At 71.3% G+C, this 21,196-nt stretch carries 20 protein-coding genes and 1 pseudogene; 5 read left to right on the top strand and 16 right to left on the bottom strand.

What is annotated here, in order from left to right; translation table 11 throughout:
- The first annotated feature begins 18 nt into the window (after positions 1–18).
- Positions 19–3,720, top strand: a complete 3,702-nt coding sequence (locus C7C45_RS06665; protein WP_110562771.1) for a discoidin domain-containing protein — start codon at positions 19–21, stop codon at positions 3,718–3,720.
- Here C7C45_RS06665 and C7C45_RS06660 read toward each other — a convergent pair.
- Positions 3,707–4,522 carry a crotonase/enoyl-CoA hydratase family protein gene (locus tag C7C45_RS06660; protein ID WP_110562770.1) on the bottom strand — a complete coding sequence of 272 codons (816 nt, stop codon included), beginning with the start codon at positions 4,520–4,522 and terminating at the stop codon, positions 3,707–3,709. The genes C7C45_RS06665 and C7C45_RS06660 overlap by 14 nt on opposite strands.
- Positions 4,523–4,601: 79 nt before the next feature.
- Here C7C45_RS06660 and C7C45_RS06655 point away from each other — a divergent pair, with 79 nt between their 5' ends.
- Positions 4,602–5,456 (top strand): Rieske (2Fe-2S) protein, encoded by an 855-nt coding sequence (locus C7C45_RS06655; protein ID WP_110562922.1) that lies wholly within the window; start codon positions 4,602–4,604, stop codon positions 5,454–5,456.
- Between the two features lie 801 nt (positions 5,457–6,257).
- Here the strand turns inward: C7C45_RS06655 and C7C45_RS06650 are convergent.
- The 12 genes and pseudogenes from C7C45_RS06650 to C7C45_RS06595 all read right to left on the bottom strand — a co-directional run.
- Positions 6,258–7,298: pseudogene (locus tag C7C45_RS06650) on the bottom strand (LysM peptidoglycan-binding domain-containing protein); the annotation flags it as partial.
- A 14-nt stretch (positions 7,299–7,312) separates the two neighbouring features.
- Positions 7,313–7,768, bottom strand: a complete 456-nt coding sequence (locus C7C45_RS06645; protein WP_110562768.1) for a pilus assembly protein TadG-related protein — start codon at positions 7,766–7,768, stop codon at positions 7,313–7,315.
- Positions 7,765–8,232: a TadE/TadG family type IV pilus assembly protein gene (locus tag C7C45_RS06640; protein ID WP_110562767.1), complete on the bottom strand. Its 468-nt coding sequence runs from the start codon at positions 8,230–8,232 to the stop codon at positions 7,765–7,767. The genes C7C45_RS06645 and C7C45_RS06640 overlap by 4 nt, the downstream gene beginning before the upstream one ends.
- Positions 8,229–8,672 carry a TadE/TadG family type IV pilus assembly protein gene (locus C7C45_RS06635; protein ID WP_110562766.1) on the bottom strand — a complete coding sequence of 148 codons (444 nt, stop codon included), beginning with the start codon at positions 8,670–8,672 and terminating at the stop codon, positions 8,229–8,231. The genes C7C45_RS06640 and C7C45_RS06635 overlap by 4 nt, the downstream gene beginning before the upstream one ends.
- Before the next feature lie 8 nt (positions 8,673–8,680).
- A complete protein-coding gene (locus C7C45_RS06630; protein ID WP_110562765.1) occupies positions 8,681–8,887 on the bottom strand; it encodes a hypothetical protein in 207 nt (68 codons plus the stop codon).
- Between the two features lie 25 nt (positions 8,888–8,912).
- Complete coding sequence (locus C7C45_RS06625; protein ID WP_110562921.1) at positions 8,913–9,785, bottom strand: type II secretion system F family protein; 873 nt, start codon at positions 9,783–9,785, stop codon at positions 8,913–8,915.
- 58 nt (positions 9,786–9,843) lie between these two features.
- Positions 9,844–10,746, bottom strand: a complete 903-nt coding sequence (locus tag C7C45_RS06620; protein ID WP_208641086.1) for a type II secretion system F family protein — start codon at positions 10,744–10,746, stop codon at positions 9,844–9,846.
- 4 nt (positions 10,747–10,750) lie between these two features.
- A complete protein-coding gene (locus C7C45_RS06615) occupies positions 10,751–12,292 on the bottom strand; it encodes a TadA family conjugal transfer-associated ATPase (protein ID WP_110562764.1) in 1,542 nt (513 codons plus the stop codon).
- Positions 12,282–13,082, bottom strand: coding sequence for a CpaE/TadZ family protein (locus C7C45_RS06610; protein WP_110562763.1), 801 nt, complete (start codon positions 13,080–13,082; stop codon positions 12,282–12,284). Before C7C45_RS06610 ends, C7C45_RS06615 begins: the two co-directional genes overlap by 11 nt.
- Before the next feature lie 2 nt (positions 13,083–13,084).
- Positions 13,085–13,744, bottom strand: a complete 660-nt coding sequence (locus C7C45_RS06605; RefSeq protein ID WP_110562762.1) for an SAF domain-containing protein — start codon at positions 13,742–13,744, stop codon at positions 13,085–13,087.
- Complete coding sequence (locus tag C7C45_RS06600; protein ID WP_110562761.1) at positions 13,741–14,709, bottom strand: hypothetical protein; 969 nt, start codon at positions 14,707–14,709, stop codon at positions 13,741–13,743. Before C7C45_RS06600 ends, C7C45_RS06605 begins: the two co-directional genes overlap by 4 nt.
- Positions 14,703–15,164 carry a hypothetical protein gene (locus C7C45_RS06595; RefSeq protein WP_244200277.1) on the bottom strand — a complete coding sequence of 154 codons (462 nt, stop codon included), beginning with the start codon at positions 15,162–15,164 and terminating at the stop codon, positions 14,703–14,705. The genes C7C45_RS06600 and C7C45_RS06595 overlap by 7 nt, the downstream gene beginning before the upstream one ends.
- A 901-nt stretch (positions 15,165–16,065) precedes the next feature.
- On the opposite strand from C7C45_RS06595, the gene C7C45_RS06590 reads away from it, so the two are divergent.
- Positions 16,066–16,752 carry a prepilin peptidase gene (locus tag C7C45_RS06590; protein ID WP_110562919.1) on the top strand — a complete coding sequence of 229 codons (687 nt, stop codon included), beginning with the start codon at positions 16,066–16,068 and terminating at the stop codon, positions 16,750–16,752.
- 32 nt (positions 16,753–16,784) lie between these two features.
- Here C7C45_RS06590 and C7C45_RS06585 read toward each other — a convergent pair whose 3' ends face one another.
- Complete coding sequence (locus C7C45_RS06585) at positions 16,785–17,414, bottom strand: phosphatase PAP2 family protein (protein WP_110562759.1); 630 nt, start codon at positions 17,412–17,414, stop codon at positions 16,785–16,787.
- 111 nt (positions 17,415–17,525) lie between these two features.
- Positions 17,526–17,999 carry a hypothetical protein gene (locus tag C7C45_RS06580; protein WP_110562758.1) on the bottom strand — a complete coding sequence of 158 codons (474 nt, stop codon included), beginning with the start codon at positions 17,997–17,999 and terminating at the stop codon, positions 17,526–17,528.
- Between the two features lie 145 nt (positions 18,000–18,144).
- Here C7C45_RS06580 and C7C45_RS06575 point away from each other — a divergent pair, with 145 nt between their 5' ends.
- Together C7C45_RS06575 and C7C45_RS06570 are read left to right on the top strand one after the other, a co-directional pair.
- On the top strand, positions 18,145–18,933 hold the full coding sequence (locus C7C45_RS06575; RefSeq protein WP_110562757.1) for an SAM-dependent methyltransferase: 789 nt from the start codon (positions 18,145–18,147) through the stop codon (positions 18,931–18,933).
- 75 nt (positions 18,934–19,008) lie between these two features.
- On the top strand, positions 19,009–20,169 hold the full coding sequence (locus C7C45_RS06570) for a low temperature requirement protein A (RefSeq protein ID WP_110562756.1): 1,161 nt from the start codon (positions 19,009–19,011) through the stop codon (positions 20,167–20,169).
- 17 nt (positions 20,170–20,186) lie between these two features.
- On the opposite strand, the gene C7C45_RS06565 is transcribed toward C7C45_RS06570, so the two are convergent.
- Entirely contained in the window at positions 20,187–21,089 is a 903-nt protein-coding gene (locus C7C45_RS06565; protein ID WP_244200270.1) for a LysR family transcriptional regulator, read from the bottom strand.
- Between the last annotated feature and the right edge of the window lie 107 nt (positions 21,090–21,196).

Raw genomic sequence — 21,196 nt, 5'->3', positions numbered from 1 at the left:
AAGAGGTGTAGCGACCCCATGGCCAGCAACGGCACCAGACGAGGCACGCCGCCAACCGGCGCGCCCAACCCCGTCCCCCGAACCACCCGCACGCGTGGCCGACAGCTCCTCGCCGGCGCGCTCGCCGGAATGCTCCTCGCCACCGCCCCGGTCGTCACCCCCATGGCGAGCGCGGCGCCGGCGGTCGACGCGTCCGCGGCCGCTGCCCGCGTGGCCATGCTCGCCGGGCTCTCCGCGACCATGACCGCCAGCAGCTACAACCAGAACTACGTGGCGGGCAACGCCAACGACGGCAACGCGTCGACCTACTGGGAGAGCGCCAACAACGCGTTCCCGCAGTGGATCCAGGCCGACCTGGGCGCCACGGTCAGCGTCGACCGGGTGGTGCTGAAACTGCCGCCCTCGTCGGACTGGCAGACCCGCACCCAGACACTGTCGGTGCTCGGCTCGACCAACGGCTCGTCGTTCAGCACCCTGAAGGCGTCCGCCGGCTACACCTTCAACCCGAGCAGCGGCAACACCGCGACCGTCAGCTTCACCGCCGCCAGCACCCGCTACGTCCGGGTGCAGGTCACCGGCAACAGCGGCTGGCCGGCCGCGCAGTTCTCCGAGGTCGAGGTGTACGGCGCCACCGGCAGCACCGACACCCAGGCGCCCAGCGTCCCCGGCAACCTGGCCTACACCCAGCCGGCCAGCGGTCAGATCCGGCTCACCTGGTCGGCGTCCACCGACAACGTCGGGGTCACCGGCTACGACGTGTACGCCAATGGCGCGCTGCGCGGCAGCGTCAACGGTTCGACGCTGGCGTACACCGACAGCCAGGCGGACAGCGCCACGGTGTCGTACTACGTCCGGGCCAAGGACGCGGCCGGCAACCAGTCGGCGAACAGCAACACCGTGACCCGGACCGGCACCGGCAACCCGCCGACCGGGACCAACCTGGCGATCGGCAAGCCGATCAGCGCCTCCGGTTACGTGCACACGTTCGTGGCCACCAACGCCAACGACAACAACGTGGCCACCTACTGGGAGGGCAACGGAAACCCGAGCACGTTGACCGTGCAGCTCGGCGCGAACGCCAGCCTCAGCCAGGTCGTGCTGAAGCTGAACCCGGACTCGGCCTGGGGTGCGCGTACCCAGAACATCACAGTGCTCGGCCGGGACCAGGGCTCGTCGACCTTCACCACCCTGGTCGGCGCGGCGAACTACAGCTTCAACCCGGGCAGCGGCAACACGGTGACCATCCCGGTCTCCGGCGCCGCAGCCGACGTGCGGCTCTCGATCGCCTCGAACACCGGCGCTCCGGCCGGGCAGGTGGCCGAGTTCCAGGTCTTCGGCACCCCGGCACCGAACCCGGACCTGACCGTGACCGGCATGTCGTTCAGCCCGTCCGCACCCGTGGAGACCAGCACGATCACGCTCTCCGCGACCGTGCGCAACGCCGGCTCGGCGGCCTCCGGCGCGACAAACGTCAACTTCTACCTCGGCTCCACCCGGGTCGGCACCGCGTCGGTCGGCGGCCTCGCGGCCGGCGCGTCGACCACGGTCAGCGCCAGCATCGGCACCCGCGACTCGGGCAGCTACCCGCTGAGCGCGAAGGTCGACGAGTCGAACACCGTCGTCGAGTCCGACGACACCAACAACAGCTACACCAACCCCAGCCCGCTGGTGGTCGGCGCGGTCGCCAGCTCCGACCTGGTCGCCTCCGCGGTCGACTGGTCACCGGGTAACCCGCCGCCCGGCAGCACTGTCACCTTCTCCGTGTCGATCCGCAACGCCGGCAACCAGGCGTCCGCGTCCGGCTCGCACGGCATCACCCTGACCGTGCTCAACGAGTCCGGCACCGTCGTCCGTACGCTGACCGGCTCGTACTCCGGCGTGATCAACGCCGGCGCGACGGTCGGCCCGATCAGCCTGGGCACCTGGACCGCCGCGAACGGCAAGTACACCGTTCGGGTGGTGGTCGCCGTCGACGGCAACGAGCTGCCGGTCAAGCAGACCAACAACACCAGTGACCGCCCGCTCTTCGTGGGGCGCGGCGCCAACCTCGGCTACGACATGTACGAGGCCGAGGACGGCACGACCGGCGGCGGCGCCGGGCAGGTCGGGCCCAACCGGGAGATCGGAAACCTCGGTGGTGAGGCGTCCGGACGTCGGGCGGTGACCCTGAACAGCACCGGCTCGTACGTCGAGTGGACCACCCGGGCGGCGACCAACACCCTGGTCACCCGCTTCTCCATCCCCGACTCGGCGGGCGGCGGAGGCATCGACTCGACGCTGAACATCTACGTCAACGGCACCCTGCACAAGCCGATCAACCTGACCTCCAAGCACATCTGGCTCTACGGTGCGGAGGCCAGCCCGAGTGACTCGCCGAGCGCCGGCCCGCCTCGCCACCTGTACGACGAGGCCAACGTGATGTTGAACTCGACAATCCCGGCCGGCAGCAAGATCCGGCTGCAGAAGGACCCGGCCAACACCACCACGTACGCGATCGACTTCGTCAACCTGGAGCTGGTCGCGCCTCGGGCCAACCCGGACCCGTCCCGTTACCGGGTGCCGTCCGGCTTCAGCCACCAGGACGTCCAGAACGCCCTGGACGCGGTGCGGATGGACACCACCGGCACCCTGATTGGCGTCTACCTCCCGGCCGGCACGTACGAGACCGCGCAGAAGCTCCAGGTGTACGGCAAGCCGATCAGCGTGGTCGGCGCGGGCATGTGGTACACCCGTTTCCAGACGCCGACCGGCCAGCAGAACACCGACGCGGGCTTCCGGGTGGAGTCCTCGGCCAGCGGGTCGTCCTTCTCGCACCTGGCCTTCTTCGGCAACTACACCAACCGCATCGACGGGCCGGGCAAGGTCTGGGGTGAGCTGAAGGACGTCGACAACATGACCCTGGACAGCGTCTGGGTCGAGCACACCGTCTGCGCGTACTGGGGGGTGAGCGTCAGCGGGTTGACCATCCGCAACAGCCGCTTCCGGAACACCTTCGCCGACGGGGTGAACCTGACCAACGGCAGCACCAACAACCTGATCACCAACACCGAGGGGCGGTCGAACGGCGATGACGCGTTCGCTCTCTTCTCGGCCACCGACCAGGGTGCGTCGACCGGCAACAACGGCAACGTGTTCGAGAACCTCTCGGCCACGCTGACCTGGCGGGCGGCCGGGCTGGCGGTCTACGGCGGTTACAACAACATCTTCCGCAACCTGTACATCGCGGACATGCTGACGTACTCCGGGATCACCATCAGCTCGCTGGACTTCGGCTACCCGTTCATCGGGTTCGGGGCCAGCCCACCGACCCAGTTCCAGAACATCTCGCTGATCCGGGCGGGTGGGCATTTCTGGGGCTCCCAGACATTCCCCGCGATCTGGGTCTTCTCCGCCTCGAAGGAGTTCCGCGGCATCCGGGTGTCCGACGTGGACATCGTCGATCCGACGTACTCGGGAATCATGTTCCAGACCAAGTACAACGGGTCGCAGCCGGAGAACCCGATCACCGACACCGTCTTCACCAACATCTCGATCAGCGGTGCCCGCAAGAGCGGTGACGCGTTCGACGCGAAGTCGGGCTTCGCGGTCTGGGCCAACGAGATGCCGGAGCCCGGTCAGGGCCCGGCGGTCGGCTCGGTCACCTTCAACAACCTGCGGCTGACCAACAACGCGGTGGACATCCGCAACACCACGTCGACCTTCACCATCAACCGCAACTGATCCAGCCAGCACCGGATGCCGCCGGGAGGGTCACCCCTCCCGGCGGCATCGTGCCATGCCGGCCCTCGCCCGCGGCGAACCGGGCCGCGCCGGCGGGCGCGTCGGTGGCCAGCGAGTTCATCCCGTACGCCAACTCGGTCGCCAGCGCCTCCGGCTCGGACAGCCCGCCGCCGGCCAGTACCGCCGCCCGATCGTTGCGCAGGCAGGTCTGCGGGTGCCGGGCGATCTCCGCCGCCAACCCCTCGGCCGCGGCCCGTGCCTGGCCGGGCGGCACCAACCGATTGACCAACCCCATCGAGTACGCCTCATCCGCCGGCACCGGCCGCCCGGTGAGGATCAGGTCCATGGCGCGGCTCTCACCGATCAGTCGGGGGAGGCGGACCGTGCCACCGTCGATCAGTGGCACGCCCCAGCGGCGGCAGAACACTCCGAGCGTCGCGTCGGACTCGGCGACCCGCAGGTCGCACCAGAGCGCCAACTCGAGCCCGCCGGCCACCGCGTACCCGGAGATCGCCGCGATCACCGGTTTGCTCAGCGTCATCCGGGTCGGACCCATCGGGCCGTCCCCCTCCGGCTCGACCCGGTTGCCGCTCGGCGTGCCGATCGCCTTGAGATCGGCCCCGGCGCAGAACGTGCCACCGGCACCCCAGAGCACGGCCACCGCCGCGTCCGGGTCGGCGTCGAAGGCCCGGAAGGCGTCCGCCAGCGCCCGGGCCGTGGGCCCGTCAACCGCGTTGCGAGCCGCGCCCCGATCCAGCACGACCGTGGTGACCGGCCCGGCACGCTCGATCCGTACACCCATCAACCCAGCATGCCCGCCGGGCAGCAGTTTTGTCACCGCCGACCGGTTTGCGACGGCGTTCGCCGGGAAGTCGCTACTCGTGCGAGCACTTCTGACGAAAGTTGAGCAGGCATCGAGCCTGGACCGGACCGGTGACCGGTTGCAGCGGGTTGTCCTGGGCACGCTGCGTCCGCGGCGGTTGCGGGACCTGCTGCACGGGGTGACCCTCGGGCATCCACTGCACCCGGCGATGGTGCAGGTGCCGGTCGGGGCGTGGATCAGCGCCGCGGTGCTGGACCTCATGCCCGGGCAACGCCGACCCGCGACCATGCTTGTCGGCCTGGGCACGGCCAGCGCGCTGCCGGCGGCGATCGCCGGGCTGAATGACTGGGCGGCACTCGCCCGGGACCAGCGCCGGGTCGGCCTGGTGCACGCCGCCGCGAACACCGTCGGCGTCGGGCTCTACGCGGGCTCGCTGGCCGCGCGGCTCTCCGGCCGGCACGGCGTCGGCCGTGCGCTCGGTTTTCTCGGGCTCTCCGCGGTGAGCCTCGGTGCGTACATCGGGGGTCACCTCGCGTACAAGCAGGGGGCGCAGGTCAACCAGAGTGTCTCCGAGCTGCATCGGATGACCGACGGCTGGCACTCGCTGGCCGACATGGCGACGTTGCCGCAACGCACACTGATCACCCGCGAGGTGGACGACGACATCTCGGTGATCCTCTACCGGCACGGTGACGAGGTCACCGTCATGCTGGAGCGCTGTCCGCACCAGAGCGGGCCGCTCGGCGAGGGCGAAGTGCAGGAGATCGACGGCCATGCGTGCGTGGTCTGTCCGTGGCACGGCAGCGCGTTCCGGCTGAACGGCGGCGAGGTCATGCAGGGACCGTCCGGCAACGACCAGCAGATCCTGCCCACCCGGATCCAGAACGGCGTGCTCCAGACCCGCCTGCCCTGACGGCCCGTGCTCTGACGGCTCGTGCTCTGACGGCTCGTGCTCTGGCGGCCCGGGCGTTCTGACGGGCCGCGCTCTGGCGGGCCGCGCTCTGAGTCCGCTGTGCGCTCGACGCGCTGACCCGACTCCGCCTCTGACGGCCCGCGTGCCAGGTGCCTTGGGCGTCGCGACTTGCACCCGACGCCGAATGCCCGGCACCCGGAGGCGATGTTGCTGATGAGCGATATGACTGTGAGGAATATTTATACCTCAGAGTCATACCGCTCTCCGGACACCTCGCCCGGATTGCCTCCGCCGCGTCCGGTGCCGCAACGGTCAGACGGGTCCGCCCGTAAGCGGCGGAGACCAGGTCGAGCCGGGCGGCGCGGTTCAGCTGCGTCGGTGTCGGCCGACCGGTGGTCCGTCCGGTACGGAGTCCAGACCGTGCCCGCCGTCGAGCAGCCCGCCTTCGGCGCTGTCGTCAGCCCAACTGTCGTCATCACCCCAGCCCGAGCCCCCGGCCGGTGCCACGCCGCCGCCGTGAGGTGCCATGCCACCACCGCCGGCCGGTGCCATGCCGGTCGGTGCCGGGCCGTTGTTCGGCGACGCTGGTGCTTCGAGGGCGGCGGCCGCCCGGCTGGCGGCCCACGCGGCACCGCTCCCAGCCGCCCCACCACTGGTACGCCGGGTGCCGTCGCTGGTTCGGCCCGCGCCGTCAGTGCCCCGGCTCGTGTTCCCGCCGGACCGGCCAGTGTTCCCGCCGGTGCTTCGGGCCGCACCGCCCCGGGGCGTGCGGGAGGGCGCAGCCAACCGGGGAGCTGACCCGGCGGTGGCGGGGCGGCGGCGAAGCCCCAGTACCGCACCGATCTGGGCGCCGACGATGCTCGCCACGGCCAGGACTGCGGAGACCGCGAGCGGTCGATTCACCCGGTCCTCGGCGACGGCTCGGGCTGCGCCGACGGTCATCGCTGGTGGTTGGCCTGCTGACTCCGTACCGCTGGGTGGTGCCGGGTCCACCCGCTGGGGTGCGGCCCGCTCGGGGGCCGGCCGGGGCGGCGGCGGTTTGGGTGCCGCGGGCCGGTCGACCAGCCGGCCGGTGGCATGTCGCCGGGCCCCCTGGTCGGCAGCTTCTGAGGGCAGTCGGAGTAGCTGCCCGGGGCGGATCCGGTCCGGGTCGTCGAGCTGGTTCAGCTCGGCGAGCTGTCGGTAGTCGCCGAACTCGTCCAGGTAACGCTCGGCCACCTCGCCGAGGTAGTCACCCCGCGCCACGCGGTACACCGGCGCGGCCTCGTCATTCGCTGCCGGAGAGCCACCGGGGGCGGCGAACTCCGTCCCGGCCAAGCCGAGCAGCTCGCTGCGGGCCAGCGGGGCCGCCGTGTCGGGAGTCGTGCTCACGCGGGTCGGCGCGGCCATGGTGGCGGCGGCCGGTGCGCTCGGATTCGCGTACGCCGGTACGCCGTAGATCGCCGCGGCGCTGGCGGCGGCCGGGCTGGCGACGAGGATCAGCGCGACCGAGCCGACCAGCGCGGCGGCGGCCTTCTGCTGGCGGCTCATCCCGGGCAGCTTCGGCGCCGGCCGGCGCAGGCTCTGTGCCCCCAACTCGACGAGGACGGAGAAGGCGAACGTGGCCCAGCCGAACCAGCCGGCCACGGCCAGTGCCCGCAGAAAGAGCTGACCGTCGTCCCGGCTGGTCAGCGTGGTGCCCACCTCGCTGATCGTGGGCAGGTGATCAGGCAGCGGGTTGCCAGCGAAGGCCAGCAGCGCGATCGGCGCGCCAACCAGCAGCGCGCACAGCACGGCCAGCGCCCCGATGCCGGTGAGGATCCGTCCGGTCCGCCGTACGACGGATCCACCAGATACGGGCATGGCTACCTTCCTTCCTACGGTGCTGCTGCGGTGATGGCCCGCGCGGTTGCCTCGCCGGTGACGGTGACCGTGTCGGCTCGGACGAACGGCCCGAGCATCGAGCGGCGGTAGGTGATCTGGACGGTGACCCGGATCAGGGTTTCCCCGGCGACCTCGGGGAAGCTCACGGTGTGGCCGGCGGTGCCAGCGGCGGCGTCCAGGTAGTTGTCGACCGCCACGAGGGCCTGCGCCTGGTCGATCCGCGTTGGTCCGCCCTGGATCGCGGTGGCCCGGTCGATTGCCTGCCCACCGGCGCGGGCAGCCTCGGCGGCCAGGTTCTCGGCACGTTGCAGGGTGCGTAGCTGCCCGGCGCCGTCGAAGGTGAGGCCCACGATGGCCAGTACGCCGATCATCGTTATCGCCAGGAAGATGCTCACCCGGCCGTGGTCGCGCGGGTGGGGGCTGCGGGCGGACGGGATGGCGGCGGTCATTGCCGGCCCCGGTAGCGGTCCAGCGGCGAGGTGAACTCCGCGGTGATCTCCTTCTCGCTCGGCATACCGGGCAGGATGTCGAGTGCGATGTCGCTGAGCGACACCAGGCAGGTGATCCTCACCGTCACCGTGGCGTCGTCGCCGACCTTGCTGCTGAACGCCAGGTCGAAGGTGGTGTCCACGCCGGCCACCGAGCCGGTCAACTCCGGGTCGAGGTCGTTGGTGCAGGCCAGTCCGCGCCAGTCCAACTGTTTCTGGGCGGCCTCGAGCGCCTCATCTTGGGCGGTGCCCGAGTCCCGGGAGATCGAGGCGGCGCGGGCGGCGTCGTGGGCCGCGGTTTCGACCGCTTCCGCCGCCACCGCGGTGCGTCCGACCACGCCGGCCAGCACCATCAGCGCGATGAACGCGGGCGCGAGCACCGCCACCTCGATGGAGACCGAGCCCCGCTCGGTGGTGCCGGTCATGGCTGGGTCACCCTCTCCACCGTCCCGTGGGCGGTCTGCTGCACCGCGAAGTCCACGCCCGGAATCACCGACAGGGACCGACCGCGCACCGTGCAGGTCACGTCGGTGTCGTCGGTGACGCAGCTCGGGAGGGTTGTCTGCCAGCCCACCAGCCAGCCGCCGGCGGCATTCAGGAACCGGGTGGCGCTGTCCACCCCGGCACCGTTGGGCGCCTGGTACGGCCGCTGAGCGTTGACGCCGCTCTGCGCGGCGTTCAACGCGGTCGAGCGGGCGAGGAAGACGGCCGCGATCTGGACCGAGGCGAAGAGCAGCACCAGGATCAGCGGCATCAGCACGGCCAACTCCACCGGGTTGGCGCCCCGCTCCCGGTCGCTGCCCGCGAAGCGACCCCGGGCGGCGGTGACCGCCCGGTGCCACCCCGGGTACGTGGCTCGGCTCATGCCGGCTGCTACGGGACCGGGTTCGTGAAGGTCGGGATGTTGGTCATCCAGCTGTTGGCCCGGTTCAGGGCCAGGCCGGTGACGATCGTCGCCACGAAGACCAGCCCGAAGATGATCACCGCGGTGGGCACCGGGCTGTCGCCGCGCTCGCCGTCACGGCGCAGCTCGACAAGGCGCGTCGTCAGCACGACGTGCAGATAGCTGAGGATGGACATGGCGTGCTCCTTCAGGGAGAGGGGGTCAGATGCGGGCGATGAACGGATAGACGACGAAGCCGAGCAGCACGAAGACGAGCAGTGCGCCCGGGATGTCGAGACGGCTGGTGACCCCCTCGGCGCGGGCGAGGTTGTCGGTGCGGATCTGGTCGCGAAGCGAGTCGGCCCGGCTGCGCAGGGTCTCGTGCACCTGCGCACCCTCGCTGCCGGAGGAGCGCATGATCGCGCCGACGTCGCCCAACTCCGGAATGCCGATCTTGTCGGCGAGGTCGCGTAGCTCGTCCCAGGGCGCGTGCATCTGCATCTGGGCGATCCGCAGCGACTCCTGGAGCCGGTCGAACACCCAGCCGTCGCAGACCGCCGCGGCGCGCTCCAGAGACTGCACCGGCCCGTGCGCGGCGGAGAGCTGCAACGCCACCAGGTCGAGGTAGGTGCAGACGGCCTGCCGGAACTCGTCCCGGGCGGCGTCGGCCTTGGTGAGCACGGCCCGGTGCGCCAGCAACCCGCCCATCAGTGCCAGGCCCAGGCTGCCGAGCACCGGTACGACGAGCGGGAACGAGATGCCGAGCGCCAGCAGCGCCACCCCGAGCAGGGTCGGCATGGCCAGCCCGATCAGCGCGGAGAGCAGCACCGACAGCGCGTACTGCTCGGGGGTCTGACCGATCAGGGCGAGCTGCCGGTGCGGCGGACGCAGCCAGCGCGACAACCCGCTCAGCCAGTCCAGCCGGCGGGAGGCGGGGGCGGCGACCCGACCGCCGATGCCCGGCGGCTGGTGCAGACGGCGCAGCGCCGGCCCGAGCGCCGGCGTCGCCGGCACCATCTCCCGGACCACCAGAAAGACGCCCAACCCGACCCCGGCACCACCACACACCGCGATCGCCAACGGCCAGTTCACGATCATGGGAGCCGCCTTTCGTTCGCGACTGCGGGGCCCCGCTGCGCTGCACTCCTGGCGCTCACGCGATCACCTCGTCGGGGTCCGGCGCCGGCAGGAACCGGGCCGGCCGCTGCGGCTGGCTCATCGACCGCACCCAGGCCAGCAGGCCGATGAAGGCGGCGCCCAGGGCGGCCATCACCACCTGACCCGCCGGCGTTCCGTACGGCTTGATGTACTCGGTGTTGAGCAGCCCGTACGCCAGGGTGGCCAGGGTCATTCCGGTGAGGAAGCGGACCGCGAACCGGGGTTGTGTGCGTTTCGCCTCGATCTCCCGACGGGTGGCGACCTCCGCCGACGCGGCGCCGGCGATCGAGCCGAGCACGTCACCCAGCCGTTCACCCCGGTCCGAGAGGTGCAGGATCAGCGCCGCGACCACCTGGTCGCAGACCGGGTCGGCGATCTCGTCGGCGAACGCCAACAGCGCGGAACGGGCCGTCCAGCCGGCCTGCAGGCGGGCGGCGAGCAGTCGTACCTCGTCTTCGACGCCGGGCGGCACACTGCTGATCGTGCCGATGATCGACTGTTGGAGGCCCTGCCCGGTGCCGGAGACGTCCTTGAGGCGACGGGTCCACTCGCCCACCGCCTCGATCCGGGCGATCGCCTTCTGCTCGGCCTTGCCCACCCCGAACAGCCACGGGGTGCCGGGCACCGCCACCGCCACCAGCAGGCCCACCACCGGCAGCCCGGTCAGCAGGAAGGCCAACGCGCCAGCGACCAGCGCGGCGATCAGCAGCACCTGATAGGCCCGCTGCTCCGCCGGGGTGGCGCCGGGTCCGCGCCACAGCCGACCAAGGCCCGGCCCGGCACCTGGGCGGGGCCCAGGAGGGCGTCGGGTGCCGATCAGTGCGACCAGGCCCAACAGCAGCCCGGCGACACAGGCGGCCCCGGAGACCACCGCGATCAACTCCAGGCTGCCCAACATCAGGTCACCGCCGGGCCAGTCGGGTGTGCCGGGGTCGCCGCCAGGCACCCGTGCCGGCCTCGATCCACCGGGTCAGCAGGCGCGCGTCGTAACCCACCCTCATCAACTGGTCGCGGACCCGCTCCGGCAGGTGACGGGGGACCGCGCGACCGTCGGGGCCGGGCCCGAAGACCGTGGTGGTGGTGATGCGACCGGCCTCGCCGGCCCCGATCACCTCCTCCACATGCGACACGAACCGTTGTTTACGCCCGCCGATGGCGGTCTCGTCCTCGACGGTGACGTAGACGATCAGGTCGAGGGCGTTGCCGGCCATCCGGCGGGCCTGGTCGACGGTCATCTCGCGGCCGTGCGCCAACGCCAGCTCGACGATCCGTTCACCCACACCGGCAGCCGTGCGGGCGTGGATGGTGCACATCGAACCCCGGCTGGTGGTCATCGCCTGGAGCATCGGCACGATCTCCCGGGACCGCACCTCGCCCACGATGATCCGCAACACGCCCATCCGTAGCGACAGCGGGATCAGGTCGGCGATGGTCACCTCGCCGGCTGGACGGCCGTCGAAGCCGCGTTCGCCGTGCCCCTCCCGGGCCTCGAAGCTCATCACCGCCCGGTGCCGCTCGCGACGGTGGGCCGGCAGCAGCTCCCGGCTCTCCTCCAGCAGCACGTACGGCTCGTCGGGCGGGATCTCGTTCATCAGCGCCCGGATGATCGTGGTCTTCCCGGCGCCGGCCAGCCCGGCGACCATGATGTTCAGACCGGCGCGCATCGCCGCGCGCAGGAAGTCGCGCAGCAGCGGGTCGATCATCTCGTCCAGGTCGGCCCGGGTGCCCGCGACGTCGTCGAGGCTCACGTCCAGGGTGTTGTGCTTGCGGATCACCGCGTACGGGCGGTGGCTGACCAGGAACACCGCGGCCAGCCGGCTGCCGTCGGGTAGTTGCAGGTCGAGGGTGGGCTTCACGGTCGACAGGGACCGCTCGGTCGCGCCAGCCCGTCGGGCCGCCGCCTGCAGGATCTCCACCAGCTCGCCGTCGCTGTCGGCGATCGGCTCGGCCCAGTCCACCCCACCGCCGTGCCGGGTGATGCGTACCTGGTCGCAGCCGAGGATGTGCACCTCTTCGATGGTGTCGTCGACCAGCAGCGTCTGCAGCCGGCCGAGCCCGACCAGCTCGGCGGTCACCTGGTCGAGCAGCAGGCGTTCCTCGCCGGCGGCCATCGGGGTGCCGGACCGGCGTACCGCGTCCGCGTACTCGGCGACCACCATGACGGCCAGCCGGGCCCGTTCGGTGTCCTCTTCGTCGACGGTGAACTCCCGGCCGCGCTGCCACAGGGTGAGCCGTTCGGTGAGTTCCCGGCGCAGCTCGCGAACCACCTGGAAGTCCATCCGGGGCCGGGGCGACGACGCTGGCGGCGGTGTGCCCGAGGACGTCGGCGGTGGCATCGGCGCGGAGTGGTGTTGCCGGCCGTTCGGCGCGGCCAGTGGGGGCGTGGTGGAGGTGGCCCCGGGGGGCTGTCGGCGCGGGTCGGCGGAGACCGGCTCAAACCGCATCCGGAACCCCCTGCTGTACGGGCCATGCCAGCCGTGCCTGCCGCCGTTCCAGCAGTGCCCCGATCGGCACCTCCAGCGCGGCGGCCGCGCGCATCAGCGGCCGTCCGGTCCGCACGGTCCCGCCCAGGGCGAGCACCCCGGCGGTACGCGGGTCGTGCGGCAGCCGTGCGATCACCGGCAGTTTCAGGGCGCGACTGATCTCGGCTCGCCCGTGGCCGCCGCCGACCAGCAGCAGGCGCAGGGTGCCCGGCGGCACCCGGTGCTCGGCGAAGTCCCGTTCGATCGCGGTGACCACCGCACGGGTGCCGGAGAGGTCCGGCAAGTGCGCCCGGGTCACCAGCAGCACCACGGAGGCGGCTCGCAGCAGCGGCCACGGCGGCCCGGTCACGTGCAGCCGACCGCAGTCGACAAGCACGTCGTAGCCGGGGGTGCCGCGGTCCAGGGCGTTGAAGTAGTCGGCGAACCGCTGCCAGAGCGGGGTGACGCTGCCGCCCTGGGCGGGGTCGACGAGCCCGGGCAGCAGCAGTCGTTCCCGGCGGGGTGCGTCCAGGTCGACGAGCTGCGACCAGAACGCGGTCTCCAGGTTGCCGTCGCGCAGCTCCCCGACGGCCAGCTCGCCGATCCCGCGCGGGCCGTCCAACTGGCCGCCGAGGTAGCCGGCGAGGATCGAACCTCCGGCCGGGTCGCATTCGGCGAGCACCAGCCGTCGGTGCCAGGCCAGCGTGCAGGCCAGCGCCGAGGTCGTGACGCCGGGCGAACCCTTCGCGGACACCAGCGCGATGATCGCCATGCTCAGGCCGCCTCGGTCAGTACGACGGCGATACGGCCCTGCGCGGCGAGCGCCACCACCGCCGGCACGTCCCGGGTGATGAGCGCCAGGTAGAGCACCTTGTCGTCGTTGGCCGGGCTGACCATGTCGATCACGATGGCCGAGAACCGCGTGCCGGCGGTGTCCACTGCCGCGGTGGTGCTGCGGTCCGGGGTGCTCACCAGCAGGACCTTGTCCCCGGGGTGCAGTTGGCGAGCTGGCACCTGGGCGGTCTTCAGGCCGAGCGCGATCTGCTGCTGGCCCGGGCCGAGCAGCGGGTTGTCGGTGATCTGCCCCAGGGTGAGCAGGGTGCCCGGGACGAGCGCCACCGCAGCCCGTTTGCCGACCACCTCGTCGAGCCGGCTGGCGGGCACCGGGCGCAGCCCCTGGCCGCCGGCGACCTGCACGGTGACCAGGTCGGAGGCGCTGATCTCCCGGCCCACCTCCACCTGCCGGGCCACCGCGAGATAACTGCCGGTGGCCCGGACCGAGGTGACCGCGAACGCCGCGCCCAGCCCACCGAGGGCGATCAGGAGCACGGCGAGACCGAGCAGTCCTGGGCGGACCCGGCGCTGCCGGACGACCTTGGGCGGGTTGACCGGCGCGTCCACCGACCCGGTCCCGTTGTGCGTCGCGAGACTCATCGGGTCACCACCTGGAGTTCGTTGATCCGGATCTGCACGACGCCGCTGTTCCGGGTGACCCCGGGTATTTCTCCGGTCCTGCCACCTCCGCGCCAGGTCACCGTCCAGTACGTGGTCGCGGTGATGTCGTAGGTGTCGGCCTTCTGGTAGCCCTCGTCGTAGCCGCAGTCCGGGGAGGTGCGGCCGGCATGTTCCTTGTTCGTCGGGTCGTACTCGGTGCCGGCGTCGTAGCAGGTGACCTTCTCGCCGTTGCCCATGTCCCAGACGATCTCCTTGACCTCCGCCGTGATCTCGACCCGCACGTCCCGGTCGGTCTCGTCGGCGTAGATCGGGCCGAAGTACTTGATGTTCTGCTCGGACCACATCCACACCGGCAGGCCGACCAGGCCGGGGCCGTTTCTCTTGCGGGGTGCGACCGCCAGCGGCGCTGGTAGCAGCGTGATCGACGCAAAAGCACGACGGGCCAACTCCTCCGGGTCGGGCGGCGCGCCGAAGCCCGGTGGCGGCTCGCGCAGCACGTTGACCTGGTTGCCCACGTCCGCGCTGCCGTTGCAGGTCTGCACGTACCACTGCATGCCCTCGGGTGCCTCGTCCTGGGGCGAAGCCAGCCGGTAGTAGCAGCCGTCGCTGCTGTTGAACCAGCCCTTGATGTCGTCGTAGCAGGGGAAGGTCCGCCCGTTCCACTGGCAGCCGCCGCCGCCACCGCCGCCACCACCGTTGTCCCCGCCACCGTTGTCTCCGCCGCCGCCGGGATCGCCCGGGTTACCGCCTTCGTCGTCCCAGACGTGGCAGTCGGGCTGGTCCGGCGGGCAGCTGGCTCCGGGGCCGGCGCGCTGCGCGCCGACGGCCGGCTGGGTCGCGCCGACCACCAGCAGGAGCGCGAGTCCGATCCCGGCGAGTGCCCGCCGGGACGTCGCGACCCGGGGGGTACGGGCCGAAGCGCCCCTTCCCTTCGAGGTCAGCACGGCTGTTCCCGGTGCAACGCGCCGGAGCTGATCAGCCAGCGACCGTCGGGATAGCGGGTCGCGGTGGCGGTGGAGATGTGCTTTCCGCCCCCGCTGCCCGGGACCACGCGTTTGTTCTTGGCGTAGACCAGCTGGTAGCCGGTCGTGTCCAGGCAGTCCTGGATCTCGACGGTGGCCGGTTTCGTGTCGAGGCTGACGGCGGTCACGGTCGGGTCGGACTTCAACGTCCCGGTACGCATAGCGCCGTGCTCCTTAGCGTCGCGAATGGACAACTGGACCCGGGTAAGAAGTGGATCAGCGATGAACCGGGACAGTTCCGGCGCGCGCGGATCACTGCGCCCACTCGCCGTCCGCGAGGCCTCGAGATAGCCGGAGTACGCGTCAAGTGCCGCCTTTTCGGCAGCCTGCCGTTCGACGTCAGGATCTGCCCGCGGTTCGTCGTCCTGGGCTGCCAGTGGCCGTTCGACGGCCTCCTGCCCGCTGGCGCAGGCGGTGACCGGCGCTGCCGCCACGACCGCCAGCAGGCAGATTGCCGCTCGTCTGAGCTGCCGTCCGCGCACCGTCGAGCCTCCTCGTGGTCGCCCGACGTGGTGACGGATCACCGCCGCCGGGCATGCGGAAGCGCGCCCGGATCAGCACATCCGGTGCCGTTCATTGCGCTTCTGCATTCACCGTTACGGATCTTCTACAAATGCAGGTCCTGTTTCGTCCGGTCGTGAAGGTGAGGCTTGCGTCACACCCAAGGGGCGAGCATAGGCTTACGTTCGCCAATGCAACAGAGGCAATTCAAGTGAACACTCTCCGTGATGACAGGTGGTGGTGGCGGGTGTCCGCGCTGCGTCTCGCGCAATGGCCGAGCGAGGAGTCGTCAATGACCGGGCGTCGCCGGTCCGGGTGGGCTCGCCGGGGCCTCGATGCTGGTCCCGGGAGTGGGACATCGTGGCCTCATCCCGGCATCCGGGCGGAGTTGTCGATCGATCGACGAGCTGCCCCGCCCGACGGGGCGCCCGGTCCGGAACCGGCCGAGGGTGCCCTCCGGTGGCCGGGTGGGCAGGTCGCTTTCTGCGCCATCCGCTACACCACAGCGACTCGCCCGTCACGATCCGTGACCGCCCTCCTGGTGGAGCGCCGGGGCGCGATGGAGGCGACATGGCGCTGACCGGCCCCCCTGCGGCCGTCCCCGGTCGGGAAAATCCACCCGATCGGAGCCCGGTGCCCCCGCCGCCCGGTGGCACGACGGAATCCGCCGACCAGGCATGGCCCCCTGGACGTCGCGAACGTCCGGTGGCGCTCGTCCAGGCGGTGGCCCGCGCCCGGCTCGCGACCGTGTTCGCGATCCTCACGGTCAGCCCGCTGATGCGGATGGCTGCGCTGCGCTACTCCGTACCCTCGGGCCTGCCGAGCCGGACCGGCTGCGACGCCTGCGGCGCGCTGGTCGGCCTGACCCGGCCCTGGCCGGCGCTGGGTCCGGCGGCCAGGTGTGGGCGTTGCCGGGCACGGGTCGGCCCACTCCCGTGGACCGTCGAGATCGCCGGGCTCGCCGGGCTCGCGGCGGTGCTGCTGCTGGCGCTGGCCGGCCCGTCGGGCGGGGCGCTGCCGGCGCTGGCCTGGTGGCTCGGCTGGACGATCCCGGCGGTCTTCGTCGACCTGGCCGTGCACCGGTTGCCGGATCGGCTCACCCTGCCGGCGGCAGCCGGGACCTGGCTTCTGCTCGGCGTGGCCACGCTGGACGCCGAGCCGGGGCACTGGCTGCGGGCCGCCGTCGGCGGCGCGGGGCTGGCGCTGGTCTTCGCCAGCAGCACGTTGCTGTTGGGCCACCGCGGCTTCGGGCTGGGCGACGCCAAGCTGGCGCTCAGCGTGGGAGCGTTGCTCGGCTGGTACGGCTGGCCGGTGCTGCTCCTCGGGCTGCTTGTCGCCTTCGGGCTGTCCGCCCTGGTGAGTATGGGCCTGCTGGTCGCGCGTCGGGCCCGTTGGAGCTCGCACCTGCCGTTCGGCCCGTTTCTGCTGCTCGGCACGATGGGCGCGATCCTGCTGGCCGGTTGACGACGGCGACCGCCGCAGGGCGCGTTGCGGGGTCAGGGGCGGGAGCGGCTTGCCAGTTTGGGGACCGCGCCGTCCGCGCTGCTGGTTCGACGGCGTAGCGCCTCGGCGGCCGGACGGGCCAGGAGCGGGGTCGCCACCACGGCGACCAGCGCACCAAACAGCACGCCCGCGATCACGTCGTGCGGATAGTGCACGCCCACGAACACCCGGGAGAACGCAGCCAGTGCGGCCAGAGGCAGCGCGACCAGGCCGAGTCGGCGGGAGAGCAGCAGGATGGTTACCGCCAGCGCGCCGGCCACGGTGGAGTGGTTGCTGGGGAACGACCAGTCGCCCGGGGGTGGACAGGCGCCCGCGATGATCGCCCGGCCGATCGTCCGGCAGGGGCGATCCTCGTCCACCACGGTCTTGAACCATTCGCTGCCCGCGTACGCCAGGAGGGCTGGCAGCGGCGCGACCAGGGCGAGTGCCCGGTCGTGTGGGCCGCCGGACCGGCGGCTCAGCGCGGCCAACAGTAGCAACGCACCGAGTAGCAGGATCACCCCCTCGGTGGCGTGCCCGACGAACCACTGCACCGGCTCTGGGCTGCCGGCGGCGGCGTCGACGACGTCGCGGTACCACTCAGCGCTGATCTCCGGAACGTCCATGCTGCCGTAGTCGGCCATGCCTCACCTCACACCATGTTCATACCTCGTTCACCTTGGGAACACCCTAGGAACACGGCAGAGGGCAGCACATCTGTCGAAGGTCAGGCAGACTCCACGACCTTCGTCTGCTCAGTCCGTCGAGGTCGGCGCGGGAACGCCGGCCATCCGTTCGCGGACGGCCTCCAACGCCTCGAAGGCGTACGCCCAGTTGTGGCACTTGAAGCTGCGCAGGCCGTCGATCGCGGTGTGGCAGTCGGCGCATCGCACGCCGGCGATGGCAGCCGGGATCTCGGTGTTGACGTACTTGCGCTCGCCGAGGATGACCGTGGCGATCATGGCCTTGTCGTGCAGGCCGGAGAGCGCCGACGAGACGATGTCGAACCAGGTGACCCGTCGGCCGCACTTCGGGCAGTCGGGTTCGTCGCCGCTGACCCAGAGGGGGGCGCCGATGCTGCGCGCCGGCATGCCGAGGAGCTTCTCCAGCCGCCGGACGTCCGACTCCGGGGTGGTCCAGCGGTGGCGGCCGGGCAGTGCTGCGGGCGAGTCGTACACGGCGCGGAACAGGTCGTGTTCGACCTGCACGGTCTCCCGCTGAGCGGTCATCGGCGTCCCTCCTCGTTGAGTCGGTGCCCCCACCGTGGCCAGCGATGACCGAGGGCGCAGCCGGATCAACGACACGAGGGGCCAGCGGGTCGTCCCCCCGGGTGCTAGACATCGAGATCCACCCCCCGCCGTCGAAGGGATCCACATGACCGAACAGCCGGCAACCGACGCCACCACCCAACCCAACGTCGCCCGGATGTACGACTACTTCCTCGGCGGCAGCCACAACTTCCCCGCCGACCGGGCCGCAGCCGACCGGGTGCTGGAGATCTTCCCGGAGACCGGGAGCGCCGCCCAGACCAACCGGCACTTCCTGCGCCGAGCCGTCCGGTACGCCGCCGAGCAGGGCGTCCGCCAGTTCCTGGACATCGGCGCGGGCCTGCCCACCCAGGACGCTGTGCACGAGGTGGTGCGGGCCGTGGCGCCCGACGCACGGGTGGTCTACGTCGACTACGACGAGGTGGCCGTCGCGTACTCCCGGCAGTTGCTGACCGGCGTACCCGGCACCGCCGTCGTCCAGGGCGACCTGCGACGGCCGGACGAGCTGCTGGCCCACCCGGACGTGCGGGCCACCCTCGACCTGGACCGTCCGGTGGCGGTGCTGCTCCTCGCGGTGTTGCACTTCGTGCCGGACGACGACGACCCGTGGGCCGCGATCGCCAAGCTGCGCGACGCCACCGTGCCCGGCAGTCACCTGGTGCTGTCCCACCTGACGCTGGACGGCATCCCGCCGGAGCTGGCCGAGCGCGGTCAGGCCGTCTACCGCAACAGCAGCGCCCCACTGGTGCCCCGCACGCACGCCGAGGCGTCGCGCTTCTTCGCCGGCTACGACCTGGTGGAGCCCGGACTGGTAGCCACCACCCGGTGGCGGCCGGACGGCGAGCCGGAGGCCGTGGATTCGCACGGGTACGCGGGGGTCGGCGTCCGCCGCTGACCGCTTTCGCCTCTGGCGGCCCTCCCCGGGTGGTACGACGGACGCAGGGCGTGCGTGCCACCGGGAGGAGCGCCGATGGCAAGCAGGCCCGAACGGCTGCTGCGGGGAAGCGACGCGCCGCTCAGCGCCTCATTCCTGGAGCTCTTCTTCGATCTGGCGTTCGTGCTGGCCCTCAGTCAGTTGGCCGGGCACCTGCTCCACGACCTCACCCTGGCCGGCGCGCTGCGCACCGCCCTGCTGTTGAGCGGGATCTGGTGGATCTGGGTGACCACCACCTGGTTCGCCGACTGGTTCGACCCGGACACCCCGACCATCCGAGCGGTGCTGATCGTCGCCACGCTGGGCAGCCTGCTGGCCGGGGTGGCGGTCCCGCAGGCGCTGGACGGGCGGGGCCTGCTCTTCGCCGGCGCGTACGTCGCGGTCCACCTCGCCCGGGGGGTGGTCACCGCCTTCACGCTGCGCGGTCACCCGCGGCAGACCCGGGCGCTGCGAATCCTCTGCTGGTTCAGCGTCTCCGCCGTACCGTGGCTGGCCGGCGGGTTCCTGCCGGAGTGGCGGGTGCCGCTCTGGCTGCTCGGCCTCGCCATCGACTTCACCGGCCCACGACTCGGCTGGCCCACTCCACGGCTGGGCCGGACGAGGCGGCAGGAGTTGCACCTCGCCGGCGAGCACTTCGCCGAGCGGTACCAGCAGATCATGATCATCGCGCTCGGTGAACTGGTCCTGGTCGCCGGCCTGACGTACGGTGGCACCCGCCTCGACCTCGCGGAGACCGCCGCCTTCCTGCTGGTCTTCGCCCTCTCGGTGCTGATCGGTCTGCTCTATGTGACGCCCGCCGGCCTGCGGCTGGGCGCGGCCATCGAGCACGCCGACCCGTCCCGGCTCGGCGTCATCACCGGATACCTGCACCTGGTGATGATCGCCGGGTTGGTGGTCACCGCCGTGGGTGCGGAGTTGAGCATCGCGCACCCCACCAAGGCCGGCGACACGACCGCTGTCGTGGTCGTCCTGGGCGGGCCGATGCTGTTCCTCGTCGGGCGGATCCTGCTCTCGTTGGCGATCCACCAACGGCTCTCCTGGCCACGGGTGGCCGCCCTGCTGTTGCTGGCCGGCGCCGCGGCCGTCCTGCGACTGCCGCTGCTGGCGGTCAGCGCGGTCGCCACCGGGGTGGTGTTCGTGGTGGCCGTCGCGGACCACGCCGGCATCCTCTCCTACCGCCGCCCTCGACCCAACTGACTGCCTTCCCCGCAGCGCTATTCCGCGGAGCCGAGGTGCTGCGCGGTGTCGGCGAACGATCGGATGAGTTCGGTCTCGTGGCCGGTACGCCAGATCAGGCCCCACCGGCCCGGCGGCGCGTCGCGGATCGGCACGTAGGCGATGTCTGGTCGCGCGTAGTAGCGGGCGGCCTGGGCGTGCACCGGCGAGACGGCTTCGCCCGTGGCGAGGATCGGGATCATCTCCTGGAAATTGGAGACGGACGGGCCGATGCGGATCAGACGTCCGCTGGGTGTGCGCAGGGGCACCAGGATTTCCCGCCAGTAGTCGGGCCGGGCACCACCCATGACCGTCTCGTCCGCCAGATCCTCGTAGCAGACGGAATCACGACTGGCCAGCGGATGGGTCGCCCCAACTGCCAGCACGATGGGCTCGGTGTAGATGACCGGCCCGACGGTGAGGTCCGGTTCCCGGACGGGGAGCCAGACGATCTGCATGTCGATCTCCCCGGCGCGTAGCTGCCCGAAGGGGTCGCCGAAGTCGACGTGTCGTAGCTGCACCTCACACGTGGGGTGATCGTGCGCGAACGTGTCGAACAACCGGCGGAAGTCGTGCAGGTTGACGGCGATGGACCCGATCCTCAGCACGCCGGTCTTGCCGCGGGCTGCGAGCCTGGCCCGATCCATGCCCTCGTGCAGGCCTCGGTACATGGGTTCGATGTCGTCGAAGAGTCGTTGACCGATCGGCGTCAGCGTCACGTTCCGGTTGTCGCGCTCGAACAGGGCGGCACCGACCCGACGTTCCTGCTTCTTGATCGCCTGACTGACCCGGGCCTGGGTCACGTGCAGCCGCTCAGCGGTGCGGGTGAAGTGCAGTTCCTCCGCCAGGACGAGAAAGATTTCGATGTCCCGAAGTTCCACCACTGTTTCCGATCCGTGCATTAGCGAAGGGTTATGGCACGTTACCAGGCGTGATCTTGTCGCCCGGCACGTCGCAGCGCACGCTGATCGGCGTCGGAGCGCGAAACAGCAACCGACGTCGCAAGCAA

The organism is Micromonospora arborensis (genome assembly GCF_003205615.1).
Classification (GTDB): Bacteria; Actinomycetota; Actinomycetes; order Mycobacteriales; family Micromonosporaceae; genus Micromonospora; species Micromonospora arborensis.
The sequence above is the reverse complement of the archived record's forward strand: the minus strand, read 5'-3'. Positions and strand labels throughout refer to the sequence as shown.